Origin of the sequence: Leptolyngbya sp. Cla-17 (assembly GCF_016807185.1) — a bacterium.
Classification (GTDB): domain Bacteria; phylum Cyanobacteriota; class Cyanobacteriia; order Leptolyngbyales; family Leptolyngbyaceae; genus ULC077BIN1.
In genome coordinates this window covers 1841594-1865388 of record NZ_JAEVYN010000002.1, presented here as the reverse complement: position 1 = coordinate 1865388, position 23795 = coordinate 1841594, and the positions used below count along the sequence as shown (strand labels likewise).

The 23795-nt window shown below is 48.6% G+C and carries 16 protein-coding genes and 2 pseudogenes; 9 read left to right on the top strand and 9 right to left on the bottom strand.

Annotation, left to right across the window (positions count from 1 at the left end; translation table 11 throughout):
- The first annotated feature begins 269 nt into the window (after nt 1-269).
- Both JOY44_RS19555 and JOY44_RS19550 read left to right on the top strand, forming a co-directional pair.
- Nucleotides 270-1649, top strand: coding sequence for a serine hydrolase (locus JOY44_RS19555; RefSeq protein ID WP_171575234.1), 1380 nt, complete (start codon nt 270-272; stop codon nt 1647-1649).
- A gap of 127 nt (nt 1650-1776) precedes the next feature.
- Entirely contained in the window at nt 1777-4386 is a 2610-nt protein-coding gene (locus JOY44_RS19550) for a class I SAM-dependent DNA methyltransferase (RefSeq protein ID WP_197985584.1), read from the top strand.
- A 182-nt stretch (nt 4387-4568) separates the two neighbouring features.
- Here JOY44_RS19550 and JOY44_RS19545 read toward each other — a convergent pair.
- The 5 genes and pseudogenes from JOY44_RS19545 to JOY44_RS19525 form a co-directional block, all read right to left on the bottom strand.
- Nucleotides 4569-5114 (bottom strand): annotated as a pseudogene (locus JOY44_RS19545) (IS630 family transposase); the annotation flags it as partial.
- A 15-nt stretch (nt 5115-5129) separates the two neighbouring features.
- Nucleotides 5130-5699: an IS630 family transposase gene (locus JOY44_RS19540; protein ID WP_281063326.1), complete on the bottom strand. Its 570-nt coding sequence runs from the start codon at nt 5697-5699 to the stop codon at nt 5130-5132.
- 2 nt (nt 5700-5701) lie between these two features.
- On the bottom strand, nt 5702-6205 hold the full coding sequence (locus tag JOY44_RS19535; RefSeq protein ID WP_171573907.1) for a helix-turn-helix domain-containing protein: 504 nt from the start codon (nt 6203-6205) through the stop codon (nt 5702-5704).
- Nucleotides 6206-6259: 54 nt separating this feature from the next.
- Nucleotides 6260-6793, bottom strand: a complete 534-nt coding sequence (locus JOY44_RS19530; RefSeq protein WP_171575232.1) for a winged helix-turn-helix domain-containing protein — start codon at nt 6791-6793, stop codon at nt 6260-6262.
- 102 nt (nt 6794-6895) lie between these two features.
- Nucleotides 6896-7468 (bottom strand): REP-associated tyrosine transposase, encoded by a 573-nt coding sequence (locus tag JOY44_RS19525; RefSeq protein WP_171575231.1) that lies wholly within the window; start codon nt 7466-7468, stop codon nt 6896-6898.
- A 314-nt stretch (nt 7469-7782) separates the two neighbouring features.
- Here JOY44_RS19525 and pruA point away from each other — a divergent pair, with 314 nt between their 5' ends.
- The 3 genes from pruA (at nt 7783) to JOY44_RS19510 (ending at nt 11734) form a co-directional block, all read left to right on the top strand.
- Nucleotides 7783-10761, top strand: coding sequence for an L-glutamate gamma-semialdehyde dehydrogenase (gene pruA, locus JOY44_RS19520; RefSeq protein ID WP_197985582.1), 2979 nt, complete (start codon nt 7783-7785; stop codon nt 10759-10761).
- A 46-nt stretch (nt 10762-10807) separates the two neighbouring features.
- Nucleotides 10808-11380: a hypothetical protein gene (locus JOY44_RS19515; protein ID WP_171575229.1), complete on the top strand. Its 573-nt coding sequence runs from the start codon at nt 10808-10810 to the stop codon at nt 11378-11380.
- Between the two features lie 162 nt (nt 11381-11542).
- Nucleotides 11543-11734, top strand: coding sequence for a hypothetical protein (locus JOY44_RS19510; RefSeq protein ID WP_171575228.1), 192 nt, complete (start codon nt 11543-11545; stop codon nt 11732-11734).
- 31 nt (nt 11735-11765) lie between these two features.
- Here JOY44_RS19510 and JOY44_RS19505 read toward each other — a convergent pair whose 3' ends face one another.
- Nucleotides 11766-13373 carry a family 10 glycosylhydrolase gene (locus tag JOY44_RS19505; RefSeq protein WP_197985581.1) on the bottom strand — a complete coding sequence of 536 codons (1608 nt, stop codon included), beginning with the start codon at nt 13371-13373 and terminating at the stop codon, nt 11766-11768.
- A gap of 242 nt (nt 13374-13615) precedes the next feature.
- Between JOY44_RS19505 and JOY44_RS19500 the strand changes: the two genes are divergently transcribed.
- Nucleotides 13616-14137 carry a hypothetical protein gene (locus JOY44_RS19500; protein ID WP_171575227.1) on the top strand — a complete coding sequence of 174 codons (522 nt, stop codon included), beginning with the start codon at nt 13616-13618 and terminating at the stop codon, nt 14135-14137.
- 105 nt (nt 14138-14242) lie between these two features.
- Nucleotides 14243-14960, top strand: a pseudogene (locus JOY44_RS32895) (IS1 family transposase); the annotation flags it as partial.
- A 9-nt stretch (nt 14961-14969) separates the two neighbouring features.
- Here JOY44_RS32895 and JOY44_RS19490 read toward each other — a convergent pair.
- Both JOY44_RS19490 and JOY44_RS19485 read right to left on the bottom strand, forming a co-directional pair.
- Nucleotides 14970-15799, bottom strand: a protein-coding gene (locus JOY44_RS19490; RefSeq protein WP_171573290.1) for an IS1 family transposase whose coding sequence is annotated in 2 segments (ribosomal slippage) — nt 14970-15455 and nt 15458-15799 — 828 coding nt in all. Because the reading frame shifts where the segments join, the coding sequence is not laid out codon by codon here.
- A 187-nt stretch (nt 15800-15986) separates the two neighbouring features.
- Nucleotides 15987-17201: an RNA polymerase sigma factor, RpoD/SigA family gene (locus JOY44_RS19485; protein WP_415881129.1), complete on the bottom strand. Its 1215-nt coding sequence runs from the start codon at nt 17199-17201 to the stop codon at nt 15987-15989.
- Between the two features lie 470 nt (nt 17202-17671).
- On the opposite strand from JOY44_RS19485, the gene JOY44_RS19480 reads away from it, so the two are divergent.
- Nucleotides 17672-18319: an RNA polymerase sigma factor gene (locus JOY44_RS19480; RefSeq protein WP_171575226.1), complete on the top strand. Its 648-nt coding sequence runs from the start codon at nt 17672-17674 to the stop codon at nt 18317-18319.
- A gap of 102 nt (nt 18320-18421) precedes the next feature.
- Here JOY44_RS19480 and JOY44_RS19475 read toward each other — a convergent pair whose 3' ends face one another.
- Nucleotides 18422-22411 carry a PAS domain S-box protein gene (locus JOY44_RS19475; protein ID WP_171575225.1) on the bottom strand — a complete coding sequence of 1330 codons (3990 nt, stop codon included), beginning with the start codon at nt 22409-22411 and terminating at the stop codon, nt 18422-18424.
- Nucleotides 22412-22665: 254 nt separating this feature from the next.
- Between JOY44_RS19475 and JOY44_RS19470 the strand changes: the two genes are divergently transcribed.
- Nucleotides 22666-23775: a response regulator gene (locus JOY44_RS19470; RefSeq protein WP_171575224.1), complete on the top strand. Its 1110-nt coding sequence runs from the start codon at nt 22666-22668 to the stop codon at nt 23773-23775.
- Nucleotides 23776-23795: the final 20 nt, after the last annotated feature.

Genomic DNA, 23795 nt, shown 5'->3' with positions numbered 1-23795 from the left:
TTCTCAGGTAAATGCTGAAAATCACCAAAATTCATCAAATTAAATCATGCTGCTTTAATTTGATGTGTTGGTTACCTTTTTGTAGATGTGCATCTACAAGAATGGTTCTCATATGGATACATTTATCCTGATTGGAACAAATCATTGGCGAAAAGCGACTGGTAGGGAGGTTCATGTCCGTTGAGATCAAGCTGGTTTACTTCCTCTTTTTCTTAGGTATGGTCTCGTTTAATACGGCATAATTCTTGCAATCATTTTTAACCACGCTTATGCACCTTGACTTTAAGTTGCCCTGGGTTCTTTCTAGTCTTGCTGGTTTTCTGCTAGTCTTTCCCAGTTCAGTTCAAGCGAATAGCTTGCAATCTTGGCGCTTTGATGCTCGGCAAAATCGGCTAGAGTTTTCTACTGATGAAGGGGTGCAACCCACTGCTCAGCTAGTCGCTAATCCAACCCGTTTGGTAATTGATCTGCCGGGTACAAAGTTAAAGCGCCCAAAAATCAGTGAATCTTTTAGTGGGACGGTTCAAAACCTGCGAATTGGTCAGTTTGATGCCCAAACGACTCGATTAGTCATTGAACTGGCTCCAGGCTATGTGCTAGATCCAGCCCAAGTTAAGGTGCGGGGACAGTCACCAACTCAATGGTCTGTGCAGTTGCCTACACCTCGCCTCGATGTTGCAAGCCCTGTTGTGATTCCGGCGCAAACCACTGGTGCTTCCCAATGGGCTGGCGCTACCATTCCCAAACCGACTGTGATGGGAACTGTGCCTGGACGAAAAATTTCTCCAGCGATCGCTGCAACTCCACCAGCCATTGATTTGAATGGGTTGATGCCAGCGGGGCGATCGCTCAATTGGCTTCAGCAAAGACTGGCAAGCTTGCGATCGGGTGAATATGCCTCTCTAAAACCAGGCATGTTTTTTATGGACTTAGAGACTGGAAACTATGCAGAGGTTAATGGAGACAAAGTGTATCCCACGGCTAGCATTATCAAGCTGCCCATCTTAATTGCCCTGTTTCAAGCAGTGGATGCCGGAACCATTAGCCTGAACGAAACGTTGACCATGACTAGGGATGTGATTGTGGGCGGCTCTGGAGAAATTCAAGACCTGCCACCAGGGAGCAAGTTTAGCCTGCTGGATACCGCAACCAAGATGATTGTCACCAGCGACAATACCGCGACCAACATGATCATCAAGCGCATGGGCGGCATTCAAGTACTCAACGCACGGTTTCGCAGTTGGGGCTTGCAAAAAACGGTAATGCGAAACATGTTGCCCGACCTTAAAGGGACGAACACGACCACTGCCAGAGAACTTGTTCAACTACTGACCCTGCTGGATAAGCAACAGTTGCTATCATCTCGCAGCCAAAGTCAAGCGCTAGATATTTTGCAGCGGGTGCGTAACCGAACTCTGCTGCCCGTTGGGTTAGGGCGGGGAGCAACGATCGCCCACAAAACAGGCGACATCGGCTTTATTTTAGGTGACGCAGGCATTATTCAAATGCCCACGGGTAAGCGCTACTTAGCGGCTGTGCTGGTGGAAAGCGCCTACGACGATCCGGGTGCGAGAGATTTCATTCAAGATGTTTCTCGGATTGTCTATACCTATCTGAGTCAACCCGGCAGCGCTGCATTTCTTCCGTAGCGGGTTTTGGGGAACAGAGGCGGATGAATTCACCTATTCCACCGTAGTCGTCAGAACTTCGATGTGCTGGGTTTTGAGTTTGTGAATGGAGGTTAAGGTAGGTAGCATGGACCGTTAAACCTGTGTTATGCCATCCACACCCGAAAGTTTGCAAAAATTTGTTCGTTACTGCCAGCATCTCAAAGGTGATGAGAAGGGCGAGTCGCAAAACTTCCTCGATCGCTTCTTTCAGGCGTTTGGGCATGAAGGCGTGAAAGAAGCCGGGGCAACTCTGGAAGAACGGGTAAAAAAAGGCAGCAAAAAAGGCAACACAGGCTTTGCGGATCTGGCATGGAAGCCCCATTTGCTAGTTGAGATGAAGAAACGGGGCGAAGACCTCAATAAGCATTACGCGCAAGCCGTCACTTATTGGATGCAGTTGCAGTGCCCTAGCTATGTGATGCTGTGCAACTTCGACGAGTTTTGGATCTACGACTTTCGCAAGCAGTCGGAAGAGCCGATCGAGAAGATTGCGCTAGAGCGTTTACCCGAACGAGCAGGTGCATTCACGTTCATGAATCCAGAGTTGGATCGTGCGCCTGTCTTCAACAACAATCTGGTGTCGGTGACGGAGAAAGCCGCCGGACGCATGGGCGAACTGCTGACGATGCTGACCCAACGATCTCGGGATGCGGTTGATCCAAAAACAGCACAGCGGTTTGTGCTGCAATGCGTGTTGGCAATGTTTGCGGAAGATCGAGACTTGTTGCCAAAGGATCTGTTTATTGGTGTGGTGCGCGAGTGTTTGGAGCGATCGCGCCAGGGCAAACCCTCAAACACCTACGATATTCTGGGCAACTTGTTTCAGGAGATGAATCGACCGGGCATTGCTCCCGCAGGACGCTATCAGGGCGTGGACTACTTTAACGGTGGGTTGTTTCGGGAGGTTCATCCCCTGGAGCTAAACGAGAAAGAACTGGAGCTACTGGAAGCTGCCGCATCACAAGACTGGAAAGCGGTGCGTCCGTCCATCTTTGGCAACATCTTTGAGTCGGCGATCGGCAAAAGCGACAGCAAAGAACGTCATGCTCACGGCATTCATTTCACCTCCGAAGAAGACATTCTCAAGATCGTTCGCCCCACCATCACGCGCTATTGGGAAGACAAGATCGCCAACGCGACCACTCTGGCGGAACTCTCCACCTTGCAGACCGAGTTACGCAACTACAAAGTGCTTGATCCGGCGTGTGGGTCGGGCAATTTCCTGTACATGGCGTATCTCGAACTAAAACGACTGGAGCGGGTGCTGCAAGACAAGATTGATGCCCGTCGCACGTCGGAACGAGGGCAGGGGCAGATGAGCATTGGCTTTGTTACCCCGCAGCAGTTTTATGGCATGGACACGAATGCGTTTGCGGTGGAGTTGGCACGAGTGACGCTGATGATTGCCCGCAAAGTGGCGATCGACCTCTGCGATATTCACGATCAGCCTGCCCTGCCGTTAGACACGCTGGATGAAAATATTGTCTGCAAAGATGCGCTGTTTACGGAGTGGGTAAAGGCAGACGCGATTATTGGCAATCCACCCTTCTTGGGTGGTGCGAGAATGCGAAAGGAACGGGGAGATGATTACGTTGAACGAGTCTTTGAAAAGTTTTCAGCAATCAAAAATCAGCAAATTGACTTTGCTAGCTATTGGTTTCGACTGGCGCATGAGCGACTTAATGAAAATGGCAGAGCTGGTCTAGTTGCTACAAACTCAATTAGTCAAGGCAAAAGCAAAGCAGCAGCTCTAGATTACGTTACTGATAACGGTGGATTCATACACGACGCGATCTCTACTCAACCCTGGACAGGAGAAGCGGCTGTTCATGTCAGTATTATCAACTGGAGCCGCAGGAACCCTGGAGCTTTCTATCTTGATGATCAGAAAGTCGGTTTTATTAGCTCATCGCTCAAATCTACTACAGATGTTTCTGCTGCTAAACCGCTTAAAGCCAACGCAAATAAGAGCTTTAGAGGTGTAGAACCCAATGGTATGGGTTTTTTAGTCACTAACGAGCAAGTACAAGATTGGTTAAAGGCTGATTCTCGAAATCAAGAAGTCCTTAAACTGTTTTCGATGGGTGCGAACTTGGCACAAAATCCTCACGGAATGCCTAAACGTTGGGTGATTGATTTCAATGAAATGACTGTTGAGGATGCCAGCGACTATAAACTACCTTTTCAGCATGTCAAAGCTACGGTCAAACCAGAACGAGATAAAAATCGTGTGCAACTGCTGAGAGATACGTGGTGGAAGTTTAAACGTACTAATCAACCAATGCGGATAGCACTTTCAACATTGAGCCACTGTTTTGCAGTTCCGCGAGTCTCTAAGTGGGCAATGCCTCTCGTTATTTCTGTCGATTGGCTTGTAGGAGAAAAAACGGTTACTTTCGCTTCTGATGATTTCTATGTCTTAGGCGTTTTACTATCTGCCGTTCACAGAACATGGATGGAGGCTCAAAAATCTACTTTAAAGGGAGATATTGCCTACACTCCAAGCACCTGCTTTGAAACCTTCCCCTTTCCCCAACTAAAAGATCCCCGACATCTTCAAGATGTCGGTACCCCTAACAACCGCGATCGTCGAACAAATCCGCGCCACTGCCCTCGAACTCCACGACTACCGCGCCACCCAAATGGAACGCAAACAGTGGGGCATCACCAAGCTCTACAACGAATACTTCCACGAACCCACCAGCCAACTCTATAAACTCCACGCCAAACTCGATCGCTTGGTGATGCAAGCTTACGGCTTCGACCCAGACGATGACCTCCTCGAAAAACTGCTGACGTTAAACTTAGAATTAGCAGAAAAAGAGAAGCGGGGAGAAGCGATTGTCGGTCCCTGGGCACCTTATACGGAATTGCGGAAGGCAGTATTTTTTGACCAGATTAAATTGCTTGAATCCAATCAAAGCCCACTTTGCCTTGAACTATCGCAGGATGCTGCATCAACCATTGGCACCGCTTGACTAAGACATCCTCTAAAGCATCAAGATTGTCAAACACTTGATTAGCGACTGCTTCGCGCAGCAAAGACCAGACACATTCAGTGGGTTGCAGTTGGAGGGTATAGGGCAATAGCGGGTAGAAGAAAATGCCGGGGGGCACCTGAAGTTTTTGGCTCATATGCCACGCGGCTTGATCAACCAGTAGAATGATCAACTGCTGACGATGGGGATTGACCTGAGCCGCAAATAGCTCTAACGCCATCTGCATCATGGAGACATTGGCACGGGGCAATAAAAGGAAGTAGCTCGCTCCAGTGGCAGGATGGACAAAACCATAGGTGTAGACCCATTGATAGCGGCGACAATGATGCGCTGATGGGCGCTCTCCTATGGGTGCCCAAACCCGCCTGACAATGGGTTGCAAGCCTAATCGAGCTTCGTCTTCCGCCCAAATTACAATCTCCCGATTGGGAAACAACGAGCGCAACCACGTCATACCAAATCAAAAAATGCCTGCGACAGATAGTGCATCTACAATAAAGCTAAAGCCAGTCAGAGAAGCAACGGTTTTGGTCGTTAAATCGGCAATCAATTTGTCCACTTTCGTTTGTAGTTGAGTTAGGTTCTTGAACAGTGCCCAGCGCAAATCCTTCTTCAAGTGCTGCCACAACCGCTCAATGGGATTCAACTCAGGGCAGTAAGGCGGTTGAAACAGCAGCATGATATTGTCTGGAATCACCAGGTCTTTGGCTTTATGAAAGGCTCCGTTATCGACTTGGAGGATGTTGAGGCTATCTGGATAGGCTTGCGAAAATTGGTCGAGGAAAAGCTGATAGCATTCACTATCGACATGGGTAAATTGCAAAAAGAACTGCTCTCCGGTGGTCGGTTCCACCGCACCATAGATCCAAAAGGCTTTGAACTGCCATTGCCAACTGCCTAGTGGTTTGACTCCTAAGCTCGTGATCAATCGTCCAACTGTCGTTTTCAACCCAAATCGACTTTCATCCTGAGCGAAGTAGCGAATCCGTTCAAACTCCGGTTTTACTAGCGTTGCATACTGTTTGAGCAGAATCAGGTCGTCGCTGAGGTTTGCTTAAAGGCCTCAAGGGCTTCTGGGTTCTGCTTGGCATGAACCGGACGGGCGGCTTTCAACTTCGCACCCAAGCGGTAGCGCACCAGATGATGCACGGTGGCATACTCGGCTTCTACGTTCAAGGTCTCTGATAACCATTGCTGCACTTGTGTGTAGCTGCCAAAGCCTGTTTCAGGGTCATCCAATCGTCGTTGCAGGCTCTTGAGCGCCCACCCTGGAATCACCTGCGGTCGTCCTGAACTTTGGCGAGTTTCGAGCAATCCGTTCAGTCCCGCTTCCCGATACTGGCTCAACCAGCGTTGCACACTCCCCCGGTGCCGCCCGACCACTTTTGCAATCGCACTAATACTCCTGGCATCCGCTAACTTCAGCAAGTACAACACTTGCAACCGCTCTTTCCGGTTTGGATTTGATTGCTGTTGAATCAGAGCTTCTAGTTCTGCCACTGTTTCCTGGATTTTGATGCGAGTGACACCCACCATTGCTGTTGTTCTCCACACGGTAGAACTTAGTCTCCCATTTGTTACTCCCTTTTTTCAATTTGGTATCACATGACCTGCCAATCCTGCTTTGAACTCTGCTTGCTGCTCAAGGGTTGCGCTTTGATGATGCACCGGACGCGGCACCTGCAAGCTCAACCCCAAACGTCGTAGATACTTCCAGGCTGTTGAGGAGTGTAAAGAAATGCCAAAGTAGGTTTCGATGTACTCCCCGACTTTCGGACCGCTCCAGAGTCCGCCATCCTCAGGGGGACTCTGTAAGCGCTGCTGCAATTCTTGTTGTTGCTCATCACTTAAAGCCAGACGATTGCCTCCAGGGTTCAAGCGCTGACGATTCACCAGTCCCACTGCACCCTCGACGTTGTAGCGACGAGCGATTTTTCGCACTCCACTACAACTGAGTCCACAAATTTCAGCGGTTTGTTCAATGCTCATCGGAGTCTTTGGATGACTGAGCAATCGAATCACTAACCAACGGTTTTTCTCGCCAGCATCTTGGCACTGAATATACCGCTGAGTTAGATCTGCGTAGTCTAGATGAGGGCTAATTTGAGTGCGTCGCCGAGGCATTGACAGAGTACCTTTTTCATCTTGTTAAATGATACTCCCCTACTCAATTCCGTATTAGATAGATCCCCGACTTCTCTAAAGAAGTCGGGGATCTGAAACGCATTACTCATCTAACATCAGCGATCGCACGCTTACTTCTTGAGGCAACGACTGATCTTCTAAGAACATTTGATAGGCGTCCGTTGCACCTGTTAGCATCTGCACCCATTCCAGTTGCGGCAACGTACCCTGTCTCAAGCCCGCATACTCTCGATAACTCGAAAACTCCCACTCTCTCGGATGGCTCACCAATTCAGCCTTGACTGGATTCAAGTGAATGTAGCGTACCAGATGAACCACATACGCCTCGCGATCAACCTGGATCGAGCAAAAACGTCCCTGAAATAAGGAGCCAACCCGGTTGTAGCGTGCATTCATCCCTTTGGTATATGCCAGAGATAATGCCTTCATCTGTTGACTCACACTGCCAGTCTGAAACTGCACCAGTAGATGATAATGGTTTGGCATCAGACAGTATGCCAAGATTTCTACCGTCTCAGGGGTCAAATAGTGCCGTATCAACCGCAGAAAATGTAGGTAATTCTCGCGCTCAAAGAAGATATTTTGGCGATTATTGCCCCGATTGTATAGATGATAAATATTGCCAGTTTCAAAGGCGATCGCGCGATAGGGCATGAGGAAGTTTGAAAGCAGCTAAACTTAGTCTTCCCAAACCATTCGGAGATCCCCGACTTCTTTAAAGAAGTCGGGGATCTGTAAAGTCGAGAATCTGAGATTAAATCAATCCCGTAGACAAAACGGGGTTCAAATAATCGTCCTTGAGCTTTTTTAGAAATTCCAGATTTGAGTTATTGTCATACTTCTCACAGTTACGATCGCGGATGTAGTGTCAAGCTCAGCAAGTTAGAATTGATCAGCCAGCCTGATTCGGTTCGGCTGCACGCGATCGCTGTTGTCATCTGTGATTAGGAGTCTGTTCTGCCGTGGTTATGCAAGCCTCTATTAGCCCCTACGAAGCAAAAACCCAAGATATTGCTCGTCAGCTTATTTCTGCCACGCGGGAAAATCGCTCTCTATTTGCCCAAATGCGCGACCAAATGCGGTGGGATGATAAGCTGCTGGGCTGGGCGATGAGCAATCCGGGCTTGCGCGTGCAGTTATTCCGTTTCATCGACTGTTTGCCATCGCTTCGCAGTAAAGCCGAGATTGCGCGTCACCTACAAGAATATTTGGGCGAGGAATCAGTGGAGCTTCCAGGAGCATTGAAAGGAATGCTCAACTTTGCCAATCCTGACTCCATGCCGGGACAAATTGCTGCGACGACCGTCTCCACTGCGGTTGAAACCCTGGCACAAAAATACATTGCGGGTGAAACCATTCAGCAAGTGCTGAAAAGTATTGAACGATTGAGGAAAGAGCGGGCAGCTTTTACAGTGGATTTGCTAGGCGAAGCGGTGATTACGGAACCAGAAGCGAAATCCTATCTTGATCGCTATTTGGAACTGATGAATCAGCTAACGGACGCAGCAACTCGTTGGTCGAAAGTAGATCAAATCGATCGCGCGGATGGAGCAGAGTTGCCCAAGGTTCAGGTGTCCATCAAGCTAACGGCGCTTTATTCCCAGTTCGATCCATTAGATGAGAAGGGCAGCCAGGAAAAAGTGAGCGATCGCGCCCGAACCCTATTGCGCCATGCGAAAGAATTAGGTGCTGCTGTCCACTTTGACATGGAGCAATATCAATATAAATCCAGCACGTTGGCAACGCTGAAGCAACTGCTGCTTGAGGATGAATTTCGCGATCGCTCGGATATTGGCATTACGTTGCAAGCCTATCTGCGCGACAGCTTGGGGGATTTGAAAGACCTGGTTGAGTGGGCAAAAGAACGGGGCACCCCAGTAACCGTGCGCCTGGTCAAAGGTGCCTATTGGGATCAAGAAACGATTAAAGCAGTGCAAAAAGACTGGCAGCAACCTGTTTTTAATGACAAGGAAACCACGGATGCCAACTTTGAGGCAATGACGCGTCTGCTGCTAGAAAACCACGAGCATTTGTACGCCGCGATCGGCAGTCACAATGTTCGCTCTCAGGCACACGCGATCGCGATCGCCGAAGCACTGCAAATTCCACCCCGCCGATTTGAGTTTCAGATGCTCTACGGGATGGCGGATAAATTGGCAAAAGCGATCGCAGATAAAGGCTACCGTGTGCGGGTGTACTGTCCCTATGGCGAACTGATTCCCGGTATGTCCTACCTGATTCGCCGCTTGTTGGAAAACACCGCTAACAGTTCCTTCCTACGCCAAAATCTGGAAGAACGCCCCGTGGAAGAATTGTTGAAAGCACCCGTCAGAAGAGAGGAGTCTGAGTCCCCACTCCCCCAACTCCATACCTCGAATCCCTTCCTCAACGTTCCCGACACGGACTATGCCAATATGACTCATCGCCAAGAAATTCAGCAGGCATTGCAGCGAGTCCGTCAACAGTTGGGTAGGACTTACCTGCCATTGATTGATGGCGAGTATATCAACACTGAAACGACGGTAAAGTCATTGAACCCATCAAACTTTAGTGAAGTGGTGGGCGAGATTGGATTAATCAGCATTGAGCAGGCAGAGCAGGCGATCGCGGCGGCTAAAGCGGCGTTTCCGGCTTGGAAGAAAACTCCGGCAACTGAACGAGCCAATATTCTTCGTCGGGCGGGTGATTTGATGGAGCAGCGGCGCGAAGACCTAATCGCCTGGATGGTGCTGGAAACGGGGAAAACCGTGCGAGAAGCTGATCCAGAAGTGTCAGAAGCGATCGACTTTTGTCGCTACTATGCCGATGAAATGGAGCGGTTAGATAGCGGCGTTGCTTACGATTTCCCGGGTGAAACCAACCGCTATCACTACCAACCACGAGGCATTTCCCTGATCATCTCGCCCTGGAATTTTCCCCTGGCGATTCCCGTGGGCATGACCGTTGCCTCTCTCGTGGCTGGCAACTGCACTCTGTTGAAACCGGCTGAAGTGTCCTCAATCATTGGCGCGAAGATTGCCGAAATTTTGGTAGAAGCCGGTATTCCTCAAGGGGTGTTTCAGTTCGTTCCCGGTAGAGGCTCTACCGTTGGCGCTCACATGGTCAAGCATCCTGACGTTCACATGATTACGTTTACCGGATCGCAGGAAGTAGGCTGCCGAATCTATCGAGAAGCGGCGGAACTACAACCCGGGCAAAAGCACCTGAAACGGGTGATTGCAGAAATGGGCGGCAAAAACGCCGTGATTGTGGATGAAAGCGCAGATTTGGATCAGGCCGTGCAGGGCGTAGTGCAGTCAGCATTCGGCTACAGCGGTCAGAAATGTTCTGCTTGCTCTCGTGTGATTGTGTTGGAGTCAATTTATGAATTATTTTTGGCGCGGTTAGTGGAAGCAACGCGATCGCTCAACTTGGGCAACACCGAACTGCCGAGTACGAAAGTCGGTCCTGTGATTGACGCCAATGCCCAAACCCGCATTAAAGAATATATCGAAAAAGGACGACTTCAGTCTCAAGTTGCCCTAGAAATGGATGCCCCGGAAGGCGGCTACTTTGTCGGTCCGGTCATTTTTCGAGATGTGCTGCCCGACCACACGATCGCCCAAGAAGAAATCTTTGGTCCCGTGCTAGCGGTGCTAAAAGCAACGACTTTTGATCAGGCAATCGCGATCGCTAATGGCACCAATTTCGCCTTGACTGGCGGTTTATATTCTCGCACGCCATCCCATATTGAGCAGGCACAACAGGAGTTTGAGGTCGGCAATCTCTACATCAACCGGGGAATTACCGGGGCGATCGTGGCGCGGCAACCCTTCGGTGGCTTCAAGCTCTCTGGGGTTGGCTCCAAAGCAGGGGGACCCGATTACTTGCTGCAATTCTTAGAACCAAGAGTCATCACTGAAAACATTCAGCGCCAAGGGTTTGCTCCCATTGAAGGAGCGGATTAAAAGCTGCGAAGTTGCTGAGTTCGGGGATTACTGTGGGTTGAAAAATATGGATTCTAATCAACGACTAGACTACCTCTATAAAGAGTATGTCCGGTTAAATCAACAAGCTGAAGAGTATATCAGAAGTGCATTTGAAGACTTCAAATTAATGGGAGTCATTGGTGCAACGATCGCGCTATGGAAACCTGTTGTTGATATCATCGTGTTGGCAAATCCCAAAATCGACTATAGCGGTTTGCTATTTATCGGATTTTTGAGCCTTTTGCTCGTCATTGCCACCATTGGCTTCTGGAACTTAATTAAGCAATCTTTTATTATTTTCTTCGCCGATAACCTTCAAGGCTACGAAGAAGAGATTCGACGAGAGCTAAATGAGATGAATAACTCCAGAGTTTTTAATCTCAACCTCGATAAAGAAAACAAACTGATTGGCAGCTATCGAATCACATATACCGCTTTCTTAGCAATTTTCTCCATAGCAACCACTATTATTCCATCGATCATCCTGTTTCTCTTCGACAGTCGGTATGCGGTGATCTATCTGTTTACATCAATCACCCTTTTCACGGTCTACTTGCAGGTACTAAGGAAATCAACGAGACGTTTTTTGCTCAAGTAAAAGGCTTGGACGCTTGGGTTTTCTCGTTTATTTTTGTCTCAATGTTTATCCCAACAGAATTGGGATTGAGCATGGCATGATGGGGCGATCGCCGCTAGCGGGTCAAAACAGCCTACAATGCAGGACGATGTTGGAAGATCGGCGCTTACGCAATAGGGAACTATGGAACTGGAAAATAAGCTGAAAGAAGTGAATACAAAGGCATTAGAGCAGGCGATCGCCAAAGTCATCACCGATGCCACAGGTTGGGACTATGCCTGCACTTTTAAGGTGATTGAATATGTGAATACGGGCACCGCAGAAGTAAAGCTCGTGCTGGAAACCACCGACTGGCTGATGCCCAAGCAAGATTAAAGGAGCTTAAAACTTGAATGTCAATTGAATTTTAAGGACGAACGGTACAAGCTTTGCGATCGCGGTCTGATCCTGGTTCTTGCCAAGAATAGGCAAAGTGGCTCACTGACGTAAGTTGCGGTGCTAGCCGATAAAGCACCTGCATTTGTGTTTCCAACGGGGGACGGTTGCCCACCGATTTTTGCCAGACCCCAGCCAGCACTGGTTTTACCTGTACTCCCACTGGGGCGCGGCTCAATACCCGCTGAATTTGCTGCATGATGCAGCTGGTATTGCCACACACGCCATACGCCATTGGATGCCATTCACTGGTAGCAGGAAAGCGATCCCACAGTTGCAACCTAGAATCATAGCCCTGCCCAATCGTCAGGTTGCCATCGGGAAAAAATACGACTCCAGCAGGCATACCTCGATTTTGCACGTTACCTGTGGCTTCGTTGACAAAATCAATCACTCCTTGCCCCGCATGGGCAACGGCTAACCGCCAGAGTTCTGCCTGAAAAAGAGTGGCTTGTTTTGCGGTGGGCAAGTTGGCGGGAATCTGCGATGTATCAATTCCTTGCCAAACGGGGCGCTGCTCTGCCAGTTGCGGTGTAAGACCTTTGACACTGTTGGTTTCTTTCAAATCACTAGCTTTGAGAAAGCCGTATTGCAAAAAGCGTCGTAGCAGTTCTACCCCGCTGGGATTCTGCGCCCGTTGCAAAAGTGTCTGTTGGGAAGCATCACCATAGACCCATAAATCTTGGACTTTGCTGGCGACTGAAGCACTACCTGTTCCACGAGGATACCGAATGTAGTCGAACAAAATACCATCGGGTTTACGTTGGGCGATCGCGGCAATTAGCGCCGAATAATCTTGTCGGGCTCGAGGGCTGTAGGGATCGACAAAGACTTCATCTGGAGTCAGTTGCCCTAAATCGGTGCTGAGTCCTGGCAGCACATTGGCAGTTAAGCTCGTTTGCCCCAACCCATTTTTTGCCAACGTTTGCTGGCGATCGAAGCGGCGCACATAGTTTGCACCAAAGTTCATGCCAAACATCCAGGCATACACCTTCAGCCCACGCGCCCGTCCTTTTTGAATCGCTTGTGCCAGCAGATCCACATTGTCGGCACCCGAACCCGCCAGAGTAGACAGCCAAGGAGTAGTGTTTTGGTTGACCGGCAGCAGCGCCCGACCGGTATAAAATGCCTCGACATAAACCTGGTTATAGCCGCGATCCACAATCCGATCTAACACCGCCTCTAGAACACCGGGTTTGGCATCGCACGCATACAGCCGAATCCAGATTGCTTGATTTTGAGGCCAGGTTTGAGTGCGGCATTTTCGTAGGCGATCGCCCTGCTGCACAAGCAGTGCTTTATATTTTTTTTGCGCATCTGCATTGCCTTTCACCGCTTCAACTCGCAGCTTTTCTTTTTGAGCGATCGCGGCACCCGTTTGTTGACAGTAAGGCGTATTTTGGGCTTGGGCAGGCTGCAACGCCGTTGCAGCAGCTACCAACCCTGCCGTTACAGAGGTGATAACAGCACTACGGAAAGCAAGGCGTGATCGGTGACTGACCATCAACGCAAAGGCTGATAGCCGTTTATGTGGAGTCTGCTTTGCAAAATGCAGATGATTGAAATCATTAGACACCATGGCACAAATCAGTATGAGCAAAAATCTGCCTTACCAGACTAATGCACGATCTCAAATTTGGCACAAAAATTAACCCGGCTAGAGCAGTAAAGCTGTGATTAACGTCCTTTATATAGGATATCCAGAAAGTTTCGGGCTAATGTATATGAAATATACGGAAATCTGAACATCTACTTTTCCAGAGTGTTTATACAGAAAGTTTCTCTCTAAATAGAAGTTCTGTCGCTTACGCGACTGACTGTATGCCATCGTCAAGAATCATAAACCCCGAACTTGTAGGAGTTTGGAGCGCAAACGCTAGATTTGGACTCGGTGCTCAGGCAGACGAGATTGTGGTGTTCAAGCCAGATGGCACAGGTTGGCTTGAGGTGCTAAATGGTTTTCCCTGCTCAGCAGACTTTTTCGAGTGGACGCTCACATCTCCTGGCTGGGTAGCTTTAGCTGGCACTAAAAGTCTGACGTTGGATGTAAAAACAGATAAGCTCATTGATTCTCAAGACTTAATGGAGGTCAAACACTTGCCCTATCAAGTTCAAGAGGAACATACGCCGTCAGGTAAAGTCATGCAGGTGCTTCGGATTGAATTGCTTAACTTTGGGAAAGGAGCTTTCGGTTTTCTAGAAATCAACCCCGAATCGTATACTGAGCCGCGAAATCATAGGGGAAGCCGAGTACACAAGCGACAGAATAAGGCACTGAATCTGACCTCTTCCAGCTTTGCTCGTTTCTCGCTTTTCCGGCGACGGGCGAGATTGGATCGTTAAACCATTTGAATTCTCAGTGAGGATATGCTACTGCGCAGTTGGTTGTGGACTAGACCTGTGGAAGTAAAGGATAATCAAAGGGTTGCTTTTCCTGGAGCTTTAGGTATGGTGCTTGAACTCGTTCTTTGTCCAACTTGTGAAAGCAGCGATGTGGTAAAGCATGGTCAATCTGGCGAAGATAAACAACGCTACAAATGTCGCAACCCTGAGTGTGGTCGCAGCACTTTTATTCGAGAGTATGCTTACCGGGGCTATTTGCCTGAAGTGAAGCAACAGATTGCAGCTATGGCAGTCAACGGCAGCGGGATTCGCGATACCGCTCGGGTACTCAAGATTAGCCGCACCACGGTGATTGAAACGTTAAAAAAAAGATCGTCACTTGAAAGCCGTCAACGAAGCACGTTTAGCACAACTTGAACCGACTCAAACAATCGTGAAACTGTGCCAGTGGAAAGATTTGGAGGCTGAAGCCGACGAAATGTGGAGTTTTGTGGGTTCAAAGCAACAGCAACGGTGGCTGTGGCACGCTATTGACCATCACACAGGCGAAGTGTTGGCGTATGTATTGTCGAATCATCAGGACAGTGCCTTTGTTGAACTCAAAACCTTATTGGAGCCGTTTGGAATTATGCAGTTCTATACGGATGGCTGGGGCGCTTATGAACGGCATCTTGAGCCAGCTTTTCACACGGTTGGCAAGGCAAATACTCAAACGATTGAACGCAAGCATTTAACTTTACGCACCCGGATTAAACGGTTGGCTCGCAAAACCATTTGCTTTTCTAAGTCAATTTGGTTACATAATGTCGTCATTGGTTTATTCGGTAGTGCACTAAAGGATTGTGGGGTAGGTAACGACATCCTGCCAGGTCCAAGGCTGCTCAGCCAGTTTTGCTCGTTGAGCCGCAGTTGTTTTGAATCGACTATGCCGCCAAATCCAATTGAAATAGCTGACTACTAAGCGTGTTGTCACTTTCGTTTGCTCCCACAGCTTGCCGAACTTGTTTTGCCTGCGGTGCCATCGAGCAGTTTGTTGTCGGACGATGCCGTTGGTTCGCTCTAAGCGCTGCGTTTTGTCTTTGCCAACATAGTGCAGAATTTCAGGCGGAAGGACTCGTTCATAGCCTCCCCAGTCATCACTGTTCCACTGTTTGCAAGCCGTTTTTCCCTGTGTACTAATTACCAATTCCTCAATAAGTTCGTCTGTATGCTTGCCCACTCGTGCCGCTAAAATCAGTCCACTGGAGTCCGCTAAACTCAGACCTATCCAGCAGTCTCCCACTTCTAATTCATTGGAAAGACATTGCTTCTGTTTTTTTGCACGAAAGACCACATCTCATCCGCACTCACCTCTGCGGTTGCCACTTGCTTGACCTGGTCGTTATGAATTAGCTGAGCCTTGGCACTCGATGCCCGAACAATACTGACCACGGTGTTGTATGCCAAGCCTGTAATTCGGCTAATCCCTCGTAAGCTGCTGCCCTCACTATGAGCTTGTAGCACCTGCTGAACTTGTTCCGGACTCACTCGTCGCCAGTAGTACAGCGTGTCAAAGCTCTCACAGAAGGTTTGCTGGCAGTGAGGGCAGAAATAGCGTTGGTGTCCATTGGGCAGCTTGCCATGCTTATGACACTTAGGATGACCACAAAGTCGGCATTCCATAGCTTCTTGAGGGGAAAGAATTGATCCTACTTTACCAAGCCCACAATCCTTTAACGCACAATCGTTTATTCATCAACCGCTATGAATTTGGCTTGAATATTTAGCCTCAATCCACAGGTCTAGTCCATTACCTACCGCAGTGGGTTGTTAGATCAAGTACGCCTGAGAACAACGAAGCGATCGCCTTTCATCCCAACCAGCCTTTCAACTTTTCTGCTACTTGAGGACGACGAAGTTTCCGCATTGCTTTGCTTTGAATTTGGCGAACTCGTTCTCGTGAAAGGTTAAATAAACCGCCGACTTCTTCTAAGGTGCAAGGTTTGCTAGAGCTTAAGCCATATCGCAGCGAAATGATATCTTTTTCGCGCTCGGTGAGTACGTCACCCAGCACGTTCCAAATGTCTTGGCGAAGCATGGTTTCGCTAATTTGCGATTCGGGCGATCGCGTTTCAGCATCTTCTAGCAGATCGACTAACTCGGTATCTTCATCTTTACCAATGCGGTAGTTAAGCGACAGCGATCGACGATGCACCTGATGTAGATTTTGCAGTTGTTCGGGGGTCACTTCCAGCGCGAGCGCCAGTTCTGCTTCTGTGGGATTTCGATTTAAAGACCGCTTTAAATCTCGTTGAATCACCTTGAGCTTGTTTAATTTTTCGACAATGTGAATGGGCAGGCGAATAATGCGAGAATCATTGGCGATCGTGCGGGTGATGCCTTGCCGAATCCACCAGTAGGCATAGGTCGAAAACTTATAGCCCTTTTCTGGGTCAAATTTCTCAGTGGCGCGATTGAGTCCTAAGGCCCCTTCTTGAATCAAATCTAGAAAGGGAACACCACGATTGAGATAGCGTTTAGCAATAGAAACCACTAAGCGCAGATTAGAGCGAATCATGGTGCGCTTAGCAACCCGACTGCGATGAAGTTGATGTTCTAATTGGCGCTCAGTAATCTGCAGTTCTTGAGCAAGAGTTGCTTTGCTAGGTAATTGGCCTAAATCGTTGAGCAACCGCGATCGCGTTATTTCTACCTCCGCCGTAAACTGAATGCGTTGAGCGAGTTCCAATTCCTCGGCGGCAGTTAATAAGGGGTAGCGCGCCATCTCCTTAAAAAACGCACCCACAGCATCATCAGTTAGCATTTTGCTATGACCAGAGGGTCGTGCCGAGGCAATATCCTCGTCAGAATCTAATAATTTATCCAGTATCAAGTCAGAGTTTAGTCCAGCGTCAATTCCTAGATCCAATTCCAACCCGCTCTCCTTGCCTGAAGAATCGTCCTCAACAAATTTTGTTAGAGAATCTGCCAACTTAACTTCAGACCCATCTAATAATTCTTCTACCTCACCAAATGTGGAATAAACCCTTGTGGAAGCATTGGAGCGTTTCATCTCTGGGGACATATGCATCTCGACTAGGTGAAGGAGAATTGTCTAAACGATTTGAAGCGCAATGCTAAGACAAGAAGAGATTAAGCACAGAACGTTCGATCATATTAGCGACTCTGAAACTAAACCGCCTCAAACTAAGGACAGATCTAATGTAAGGACTTATATCAGTTAGGTCTAGTTTCAGAACATTTAGAATTCAATCACTGCACTTTTGTCAAAAGGTTCCTCTCAACTAACCTACTTGAAATGAGTTTCTAGGTTGTTCATAGAGTTACAAATGCAGGTTCTGATCCAGATTTCAAAGTAAATTTATGTGACTGACGATTTCAATCGCAGTAGGACGCAGGGCATTTGCAGCGGTTACGGGGCATCCATTTAACGCATTTTCAGCAAAGGATTAGACCCGTGACAGAAAAAGTTTTGCTGTTTTGCAAAAAGGGCGTATAGTAGGGGACATTTTGCCGTCATGTGTGGTCGTTATCGTGACTCTTCCTACTTTTCCTGAAGCAAATCATCCCCTGATCAAATCCCTGGCGCATTATAGCGACCAGGAACTGCTAACGCTATTTCAACGCCATTCTGATGCCGGGCAGTACTTTACAGCAATCTTTTGCCGCTATAGTTCAATGGTCTACACGTTGATTCGCCATTCTGCGCGATCGCCTGTGCAAGCCGATTACTTATTTGCCACGACCTGGCGACACATTTTTTATGAACTCAGCGGTTTAGATTTGCGATCCGCCACGGGCGAAGCAATTTTGACGCTACAAGCCTGGCTGCTGAACATTACTGCTATCTGCATTAATCAGGCTGATCTCCCTGCTGTCGAAACCATCCACTACAGCCTCAAAGAAGCGCCACCGCCGCTCTGGTGTTACATTGAGCAGGCGTTGGATCAGATTCCACCTGTGCTGCGGTTGATGGTGCTGATGGCGCAAACCTTCGGCTGGAGCGAAACCCGGATCTCCGCTTACTTGCAGGCTGAAGGAGAAGGCATGTCAGCCGCCGAGGTACGGGTGCGCCTGCAAGAAGGCTACCAACGATTGGAAGAAAACTTGCCCGATGATATTCGCGCGATCTATTTGGTGACTGAACAGTGGGCACAGGGCGATCGCGCTGCGGTAGTTTAAACCCATATCAATTGTTTTATTTGCACAGCCTTATTGGGGCATAGAATGCTGTTTCTGCTTACTGCCTAGGGGTTATGTGCAGGAAGTCTTTGCACTTTACGCCTACGTCTCGTCAGTGATCGGAAATGTAATTTGAAAAGCCGTTCCTGTTCCCGGCAATAGTGTAATGTCTCCCTTAATCTGGTGGACTAAGTTCCGCACGATTCGCATTCCTAAAGATGGAGAATTCTGCCAATCAATGGTTGTAGGGATGCCAATCCCGTTATCCATCACTAACAAAGTGCCTTTATATTCATTGAGTGACTCATCTAAAACTGAGGTGACACAAATTCTGATTTCCCCCAATTGATTAGCGGGAAACGCATATTTTAAGGAATTGGAAATGAGTTCATTAATGATTAAGCCACAGGGAATGGCAGTGTTGAGGTTTAAATAGGTGCCGTTAGTTTCAATGCTGAGTGTGACTTGTTGATAACTAATGCCATAGGAACTGAAAAGGTTATTTACGAGGCTATGCAGGTACTCGCTCAGATCAATTTCGGCTAGATCTGAAGATTGATAGAGTTGCTCATGAATCAATGCCATAGATTGCACTCGATTTTGAGATTCTTGCAGCACCTTAAAGGTTTGCAGACTATCTACTTTTCGGGATTGCATTCGCAGCAAGCTTGAAACAATTTGTAAGTTGTTTTTCACCCTGTGATGCACTTCTTTGAGCAGCACTTCCTTTTCTTGCAGCGATTTTCTGAGGCTGGCTTCGGCTTGTTTGCGATCGCCCAGTTCGGTTTGCACTTGCCGATAAAGGTTTGCTTGTTGAATAGAGATCGCCAGCTGATTGGCAATTTGCTGCATCAGGTCGGCTTCAGCAGGTAGCCATTGCCGTTTTTCGGCGCAGGCATGAACAATCAGCAATCCCCACAAATGAGGAACAGCAGCATCACTACGATGCACAATCGGAGCAACAATTTTGGATTGCACCTGTGTTTGCTGCATAAACTCAACTAAACAATCGCCCCAGCCATCTAAAGCAGTGGAAGAGACAATGCGCGAGTTGCCTTGAAGGTACAAGTCGTGGCAAGCCGGTGGAAAGTGTTCATCTTCAAACCACATGGCTGCAATGGTGGGGTAATCTGACACAACCGACTCTTTCAAAATCACACCAGAGCCGTTAGTGGTGAGGTGAAAAATCAAGGCACGGTCTGCCTGTAAGGTTTGGCGTACCTCGTTGACGGCAACGGTCAGCACTTCATCCAACTCAAGGGATTGATAGATATTCTGCGAAATAGATCGGAGTAGGTGTTCGCGAGCGGCTTGCTGCCGCAGAGTTTCTTCGGCTTGCTTGCGAGCGGTAATGTCTAGGGCAACCCCAAAAAGGCGAGTCACCTGCCCGGCAGCATTGCGTTCGACCTGCCCCAAGCTAGACAGCCACACACAGGAACCATCTGGGCGAATGAGCCGATGATCGACTGCATGGGGTTCACCCTGCCCAAATGCCTGATCTATCACTTGGCAATACATTGCGCGATCGTCGGGGTGAATTAACTGGATAATTTGTTCTATCGGAGGTTTGGGTTGATCGGGATCTAGCCCAAACAGGCGAAACAATTCCGCAGACCAAGTGCCTTGCTGAGTCATGGGATCGACCTCCCAACTGCCCACGTGGGCAACGCGTTGAGCTTCTGCCAAACTGGCTTGGCTGCGCCGCAAGGCTTCCTCAGTTTGGTGACGCTCGGCATCTAGTCGCTTGGCTTCGGTGATGTCTTGGGGCATACAGAGGCTATACAACGGCTTGCCATCGGGATCATAGATCAAGGCAACAGTGAGATTGACCCAGATGATGTCGCCATTTTTGCGAATGTAGCGCTTTTCCATTTGGAAGCGGGAAATTAAGCCCGCTAGAAGCTGGTAGAACAGTTTAAGATCGGTAGTCACATCGTCGGGATGGGTGAGATCCAGGAACGTCATCTGGCAGAGTTCGGGGTCGCTGTAGCCCAGCAGTTCTTGATATTTGGCGTTGCTGCGAACCATACGCTGGTCATTCATAGTGGCAAGACCGATCGCAATTGGTGCATTTTCAAAAAACGCGCGAAACTGCTCTTCGCTTTGGCGCAACGCGTTTTCAGCCTGTTGCCGTTCCGCTTCACGCTGTTTAGCTGCGGTGCTATCTTGAAACATGCCGAGGCTATAGCGGGGGTTGCCATCGCGATCGCGAATTAAAGCAACAGTGAGAGTAGTCCAAACAACGTCACCATTCTTTTTAATAAATCGCTTGTCCATTTGAAATCGAGATTGGTCGCCTTCAATTAAGCGCTGGATGCAATTGACATTGGTGAAAACATCGTCTGGATAGGTAAAATCGACAAATGTCATTTTGGCAAGCTCTTCGTCGCTATAGCCCAATAGCTGTCGATGTGCCGCGTTGACTCGCACAATCCGGTAATCATAAGCATCAGCAAGCGAGATCGCGATCGGTGCATTTTCAAAAATGATGCGGAGCTGTTCCTCGCTATATTGCAACGCTTCCACTGCCTGCTGCCGCTCTGCTTCCAGGCGCAGGCGATCGACTTCGCTGCTTTTGTATTCAGCTTCGCCGCGCTTCGCTTCGCTTACATCTAGCAAAACGCCATCCCACAGCATATCGCCATTGGGTTGACGCTCAGGATTAGAAACACCTTGAATCCAAACAACTTGCCCCAAAGGTGAAATAAAGCGCCCTTCCCACTGCCAGGAATTTAGCGTGGCGAAGGACTCAGCCGTAGCCGCTTCAAGAGATGCGCGATCATCGGGATGGCAGCACTGCACAAACACTTCCGCATCTTGCTCAACGGTTGCGGCGGAAATGCCAAACAAGGCTTCAAACTGAGGACTGACATAGGGCAAAGTGCGATCGCCATCCGTACTGATGCGGAACTGAAAAATGACTCCCGGAATATTCGCCGCTAATCGTTGAAACCGTTGTTTGCCTTGACGTAGTGCTGCTTCGGTTTGCTTGAGAGTAGTGATGTCGCGCTCAATCACCAAAATGGATATCAAGTTGCCATCAACATCAAATTCAGGAATGTTATGGGATTGGAACCATCGCTCCCCGTTAGGCGCTGACATCGAAAAATCAACCGTCAAAAGTGTTTGGGTTTGCATCACTGTCCGCAGCGTTTGCTCCCAAAATGTAACCGACTCGGCTGGCAGACTCAATTCGCGATCGCTTTTGCCTAAAACAACCGATTGCGGCAGTCCAAGAGTCTTTGCAGCCGCAGGATTAAGATATAGATAGCGAAACGCTAGATCAAAGCGAAAGATGCCATCGGGAGAATTTTCAGCTAAGGTGCGAAATTCTTGCTCCTGTCGGCGGAGACTAGCTTCCGAAGCTTGCAGTTGTTGGGTTTGGGCTTGCACGTGGCGCTCCAGCTCATCATTGAGATCGTGAAAGGCTTCTTCGATCGCTTTGCGCTCAGTAATATCAATTGCCGCCCCTAGCATTTGCACGGCTTGTCCGGCTGAGTCATAGCTCCAACGGGCGCGGTCAACTATCCAGTGAATGCTGCCATCGGGATGAATAATGCGATACTCTATTTGGCAGGCAGTCTGTATTTGTGTGGCTTGGGCAAACGTTGTTTCAACCCGCTCTCGATCATCTGGATGCAGGCGATCTCGCCAACGTTCATAACTCGGCTCTACTTCCCCTGGCACATAGCCTAGTAGCCGATAGCAATTCTCAGTCCATGCTAATTTTCCCGTAGCAAGCGTCAAACTCCACAAGCTGATGTGGTTTAAATCGATCGCCAGCCGCAGCCATTCTTCACTTTGGCTTAGAACAGCTTTTGCCCCTTTAACTTCCGAATCTGGGGAGGAACAAGAGTTTAAATCCTCCAGTATTGAAGAGTTTGGGAAGCAGACAGGGTTTGCAGTTGCCGTGCAGTCATTTGAAAGATGTAAGGGTGTTTCCAACGTGCAATGGGCCGCTTTTGCTAACTCTTGCCGACATTGGGCTAATTCTGCCTGTAGTTCAGCGTTTTGTGTTTGCAAAACAGCAACAGAACGGGCGATCGCAGCACAATCAAAAATCTCACTTTCAGGACGCAGAAACTCGGTCATGACTCAAAAGGGTGAATGATGGATTAACCACACTACAAATAGAATAATAGGGGCGGAAGCTAGCGGTCAGCCGTCGAACACATACAGGGCAGATGCGGCAATAAATCGACGGCTGCCAGCAGATCGCCTAGTGCGACCCTATTTTATTGTCCCCAGATTTGCTTTGCTTATCGTCTTTATGTCGATTTTCTCAGTGAACTTCAAGAAAGCAATCGCCTTGATTCGCTGATTTCCACATTGGGTACCTTAGGTTCATGACAACAATTTTGATGATTGATGACGACTTATTGGTGCGAGAGTCCCTGAAGGATTTGTTAGAAGTTGAGGGATTTCAGGCGATCGCGGCCAGTAGTGGGGCTGCTGGCGTGCTGCTGGCTGAGCAGCAAGTTCCTGATGTCATTTTGTGCGATGTGCAAATGCCAGAGATGGATGGCTATCAAGTGCTACATACACTTCAGCAAAACCCGATTACCGCGACTATTCCATTCATTTTTTTGACTGCCAATGCCAGTAAGGCACAGGTGCGACAGGGAATGACCCAAGGAGCCGATGATTACCTGGTCAAGCCCTGCACGACTGAAGAGTTGTTGGCAGCGATCGCTACCCGCCTTGCCAAACACGCCGCGCTGCAATCTCAGTCTGAAAAACAATTGAGTAATCTCCGCAGCAGCATTTCGCTCTCTCTGCCCCATGAATTTCGCACCCCCCTGACTGCTATTCTCACCTCGGCAGAATTGTTGCATGGTATTGCGGATGAAGCGACCCCAGAAGAAATTTTAGAAATTGCCCAAACGATTCAATCGGGCACTAGAAAGCTCTATCGCCTAGTCCAAAACTTTTTGCTCTATGCCAAGTTAGAACTCCTCCTGCGGGAGACCGATCGATCTCACACTTTGCCGCTGGGCGAAACCCATGAGCCTGGTAGCTTTATTACCGGAATCGCTAGGAAGCTGGCTCAACAACGCGATCGCGCTGCCGATCTGCACGTGGAACTAGGCACTGCTATTCTTGCCTGTCCTCATTTTGAGGTAGAAAAAGTGATGACTGAACTGATTGACAATGCCTTTAAGTTTTCGGAAAAAGGCACCCCCATTCAAATTTCAAGCCATCAAGACCTAACTGCTTATCACATAGAGATCATTAATCAAGGGCGCGGCATGACCAACGCACAAATTGCCAATGTTGGTGCTTATGTGCAGTTTGAGCGGCAATATTATGAACAGCAAGGCATCGGACTGGGACTCGCGATCGCTCATCGACTGCTCACTCTTTACGGCGGACAGTTGATCATCGAGAGCATACCCAATCAGTCGATTTGCGTGAAGGCAATCTTTCCGATAGGGCAGGAGGAAGAGAGGGAGTAAAAACGTGCACCTCTTTACTC

Bases quoted from the DNA above. Each gene is read 5' to 3' on its own strand.
- JOY44_RS19555 (WP_171575234.1), top strand. From the start codon at position 270: ATGCACCTTGACTTTAAGTTGCCCTGGGTTCTTTCTAGTCTTGCTGGT.
- JOY44_RS19550 (WP_197985584.1), top strand. From the start codon at position 1,777: ATGCCATCCACACCCGAAAGTTTGCAAAAATTTGTTCGTTACTGCCAG.
- JOY44_RS19535 (WP_171573907.1), bottom strand. From the start codon at position 6,205: ATGGTGGGTGTCACTCGCATCAAAATCCAGGAAACAGTGGCAGAACTA.
- JOY44_RS19530 (WP_171575232.1), bottom strand. From the start codon at position 6,793: ATGCCTCGGCGACGCACTCAAATTAGCCCTCATCTAGACTACGCAGAT.
- JOY44_RS19525 (WP_171575231.1), bottom strand. From the start codon at position 7,468: ATGCCCTATCGCGCGATCGCCTTTGAAACTGGCAATATTTATCATCTA.
- pruA (WP_197985582.1), top strand. From the start codon at position 7,783: ATGCAAGCCTCTATTAGCCCCTACGAAGCAAAAACCCAAGATATTGCT.
- JOY44_RS19515 (WP_171575229.1), top strand. From the start codon at position 10,808: ATGGATTCTAATCAACGACTAGACTACCTCTATAAAGAGTATGTCCGG.
- JOY44_RS19510 (WP_171575228.1), top strand. From the start codon at position 11,543: ATGGAACTGGAAAATAAGCTGAAAGAAGTGAATACAAAGGCATTAGAG.
- JOY44_RS19505 (WP_197985581.1), bottom strand. From the start codon at position 13,373: ATGGTGTCTAATGATTTCAATCATCTGCATTTTGCAAAGCAGACTCCA.
- JOY44_RS19500 (WP_171575227.1), top strand. From the start codon at position 13,616: ATGCCATCGTCAAGAATCATAAACCCCGAACTTGTAGGAGTTTGGAGC.
- JOY44_RS19485 (WP_415881129.1), bottom strand. From the start codon at position 17,201: ATGTCCCCAGAGATGAAACGCTCCAATGCTTCCACAAGGGTTTATTCC.
- JOY44_RS19475 (WP_171575225.1), bottom strand. From the start codon at position 22,411: ATGACCGAGTTTCTGCGTCCTGAAAGTGAGATTTTTGATTGTGCTGCG.
- JOY44_RS19470 (WP_171575224.1), top strand. From the start codon at position 22,666: ATGACAACAATTTTGATGATTGATGACGACTTATTGGTGCGAGAGTCC.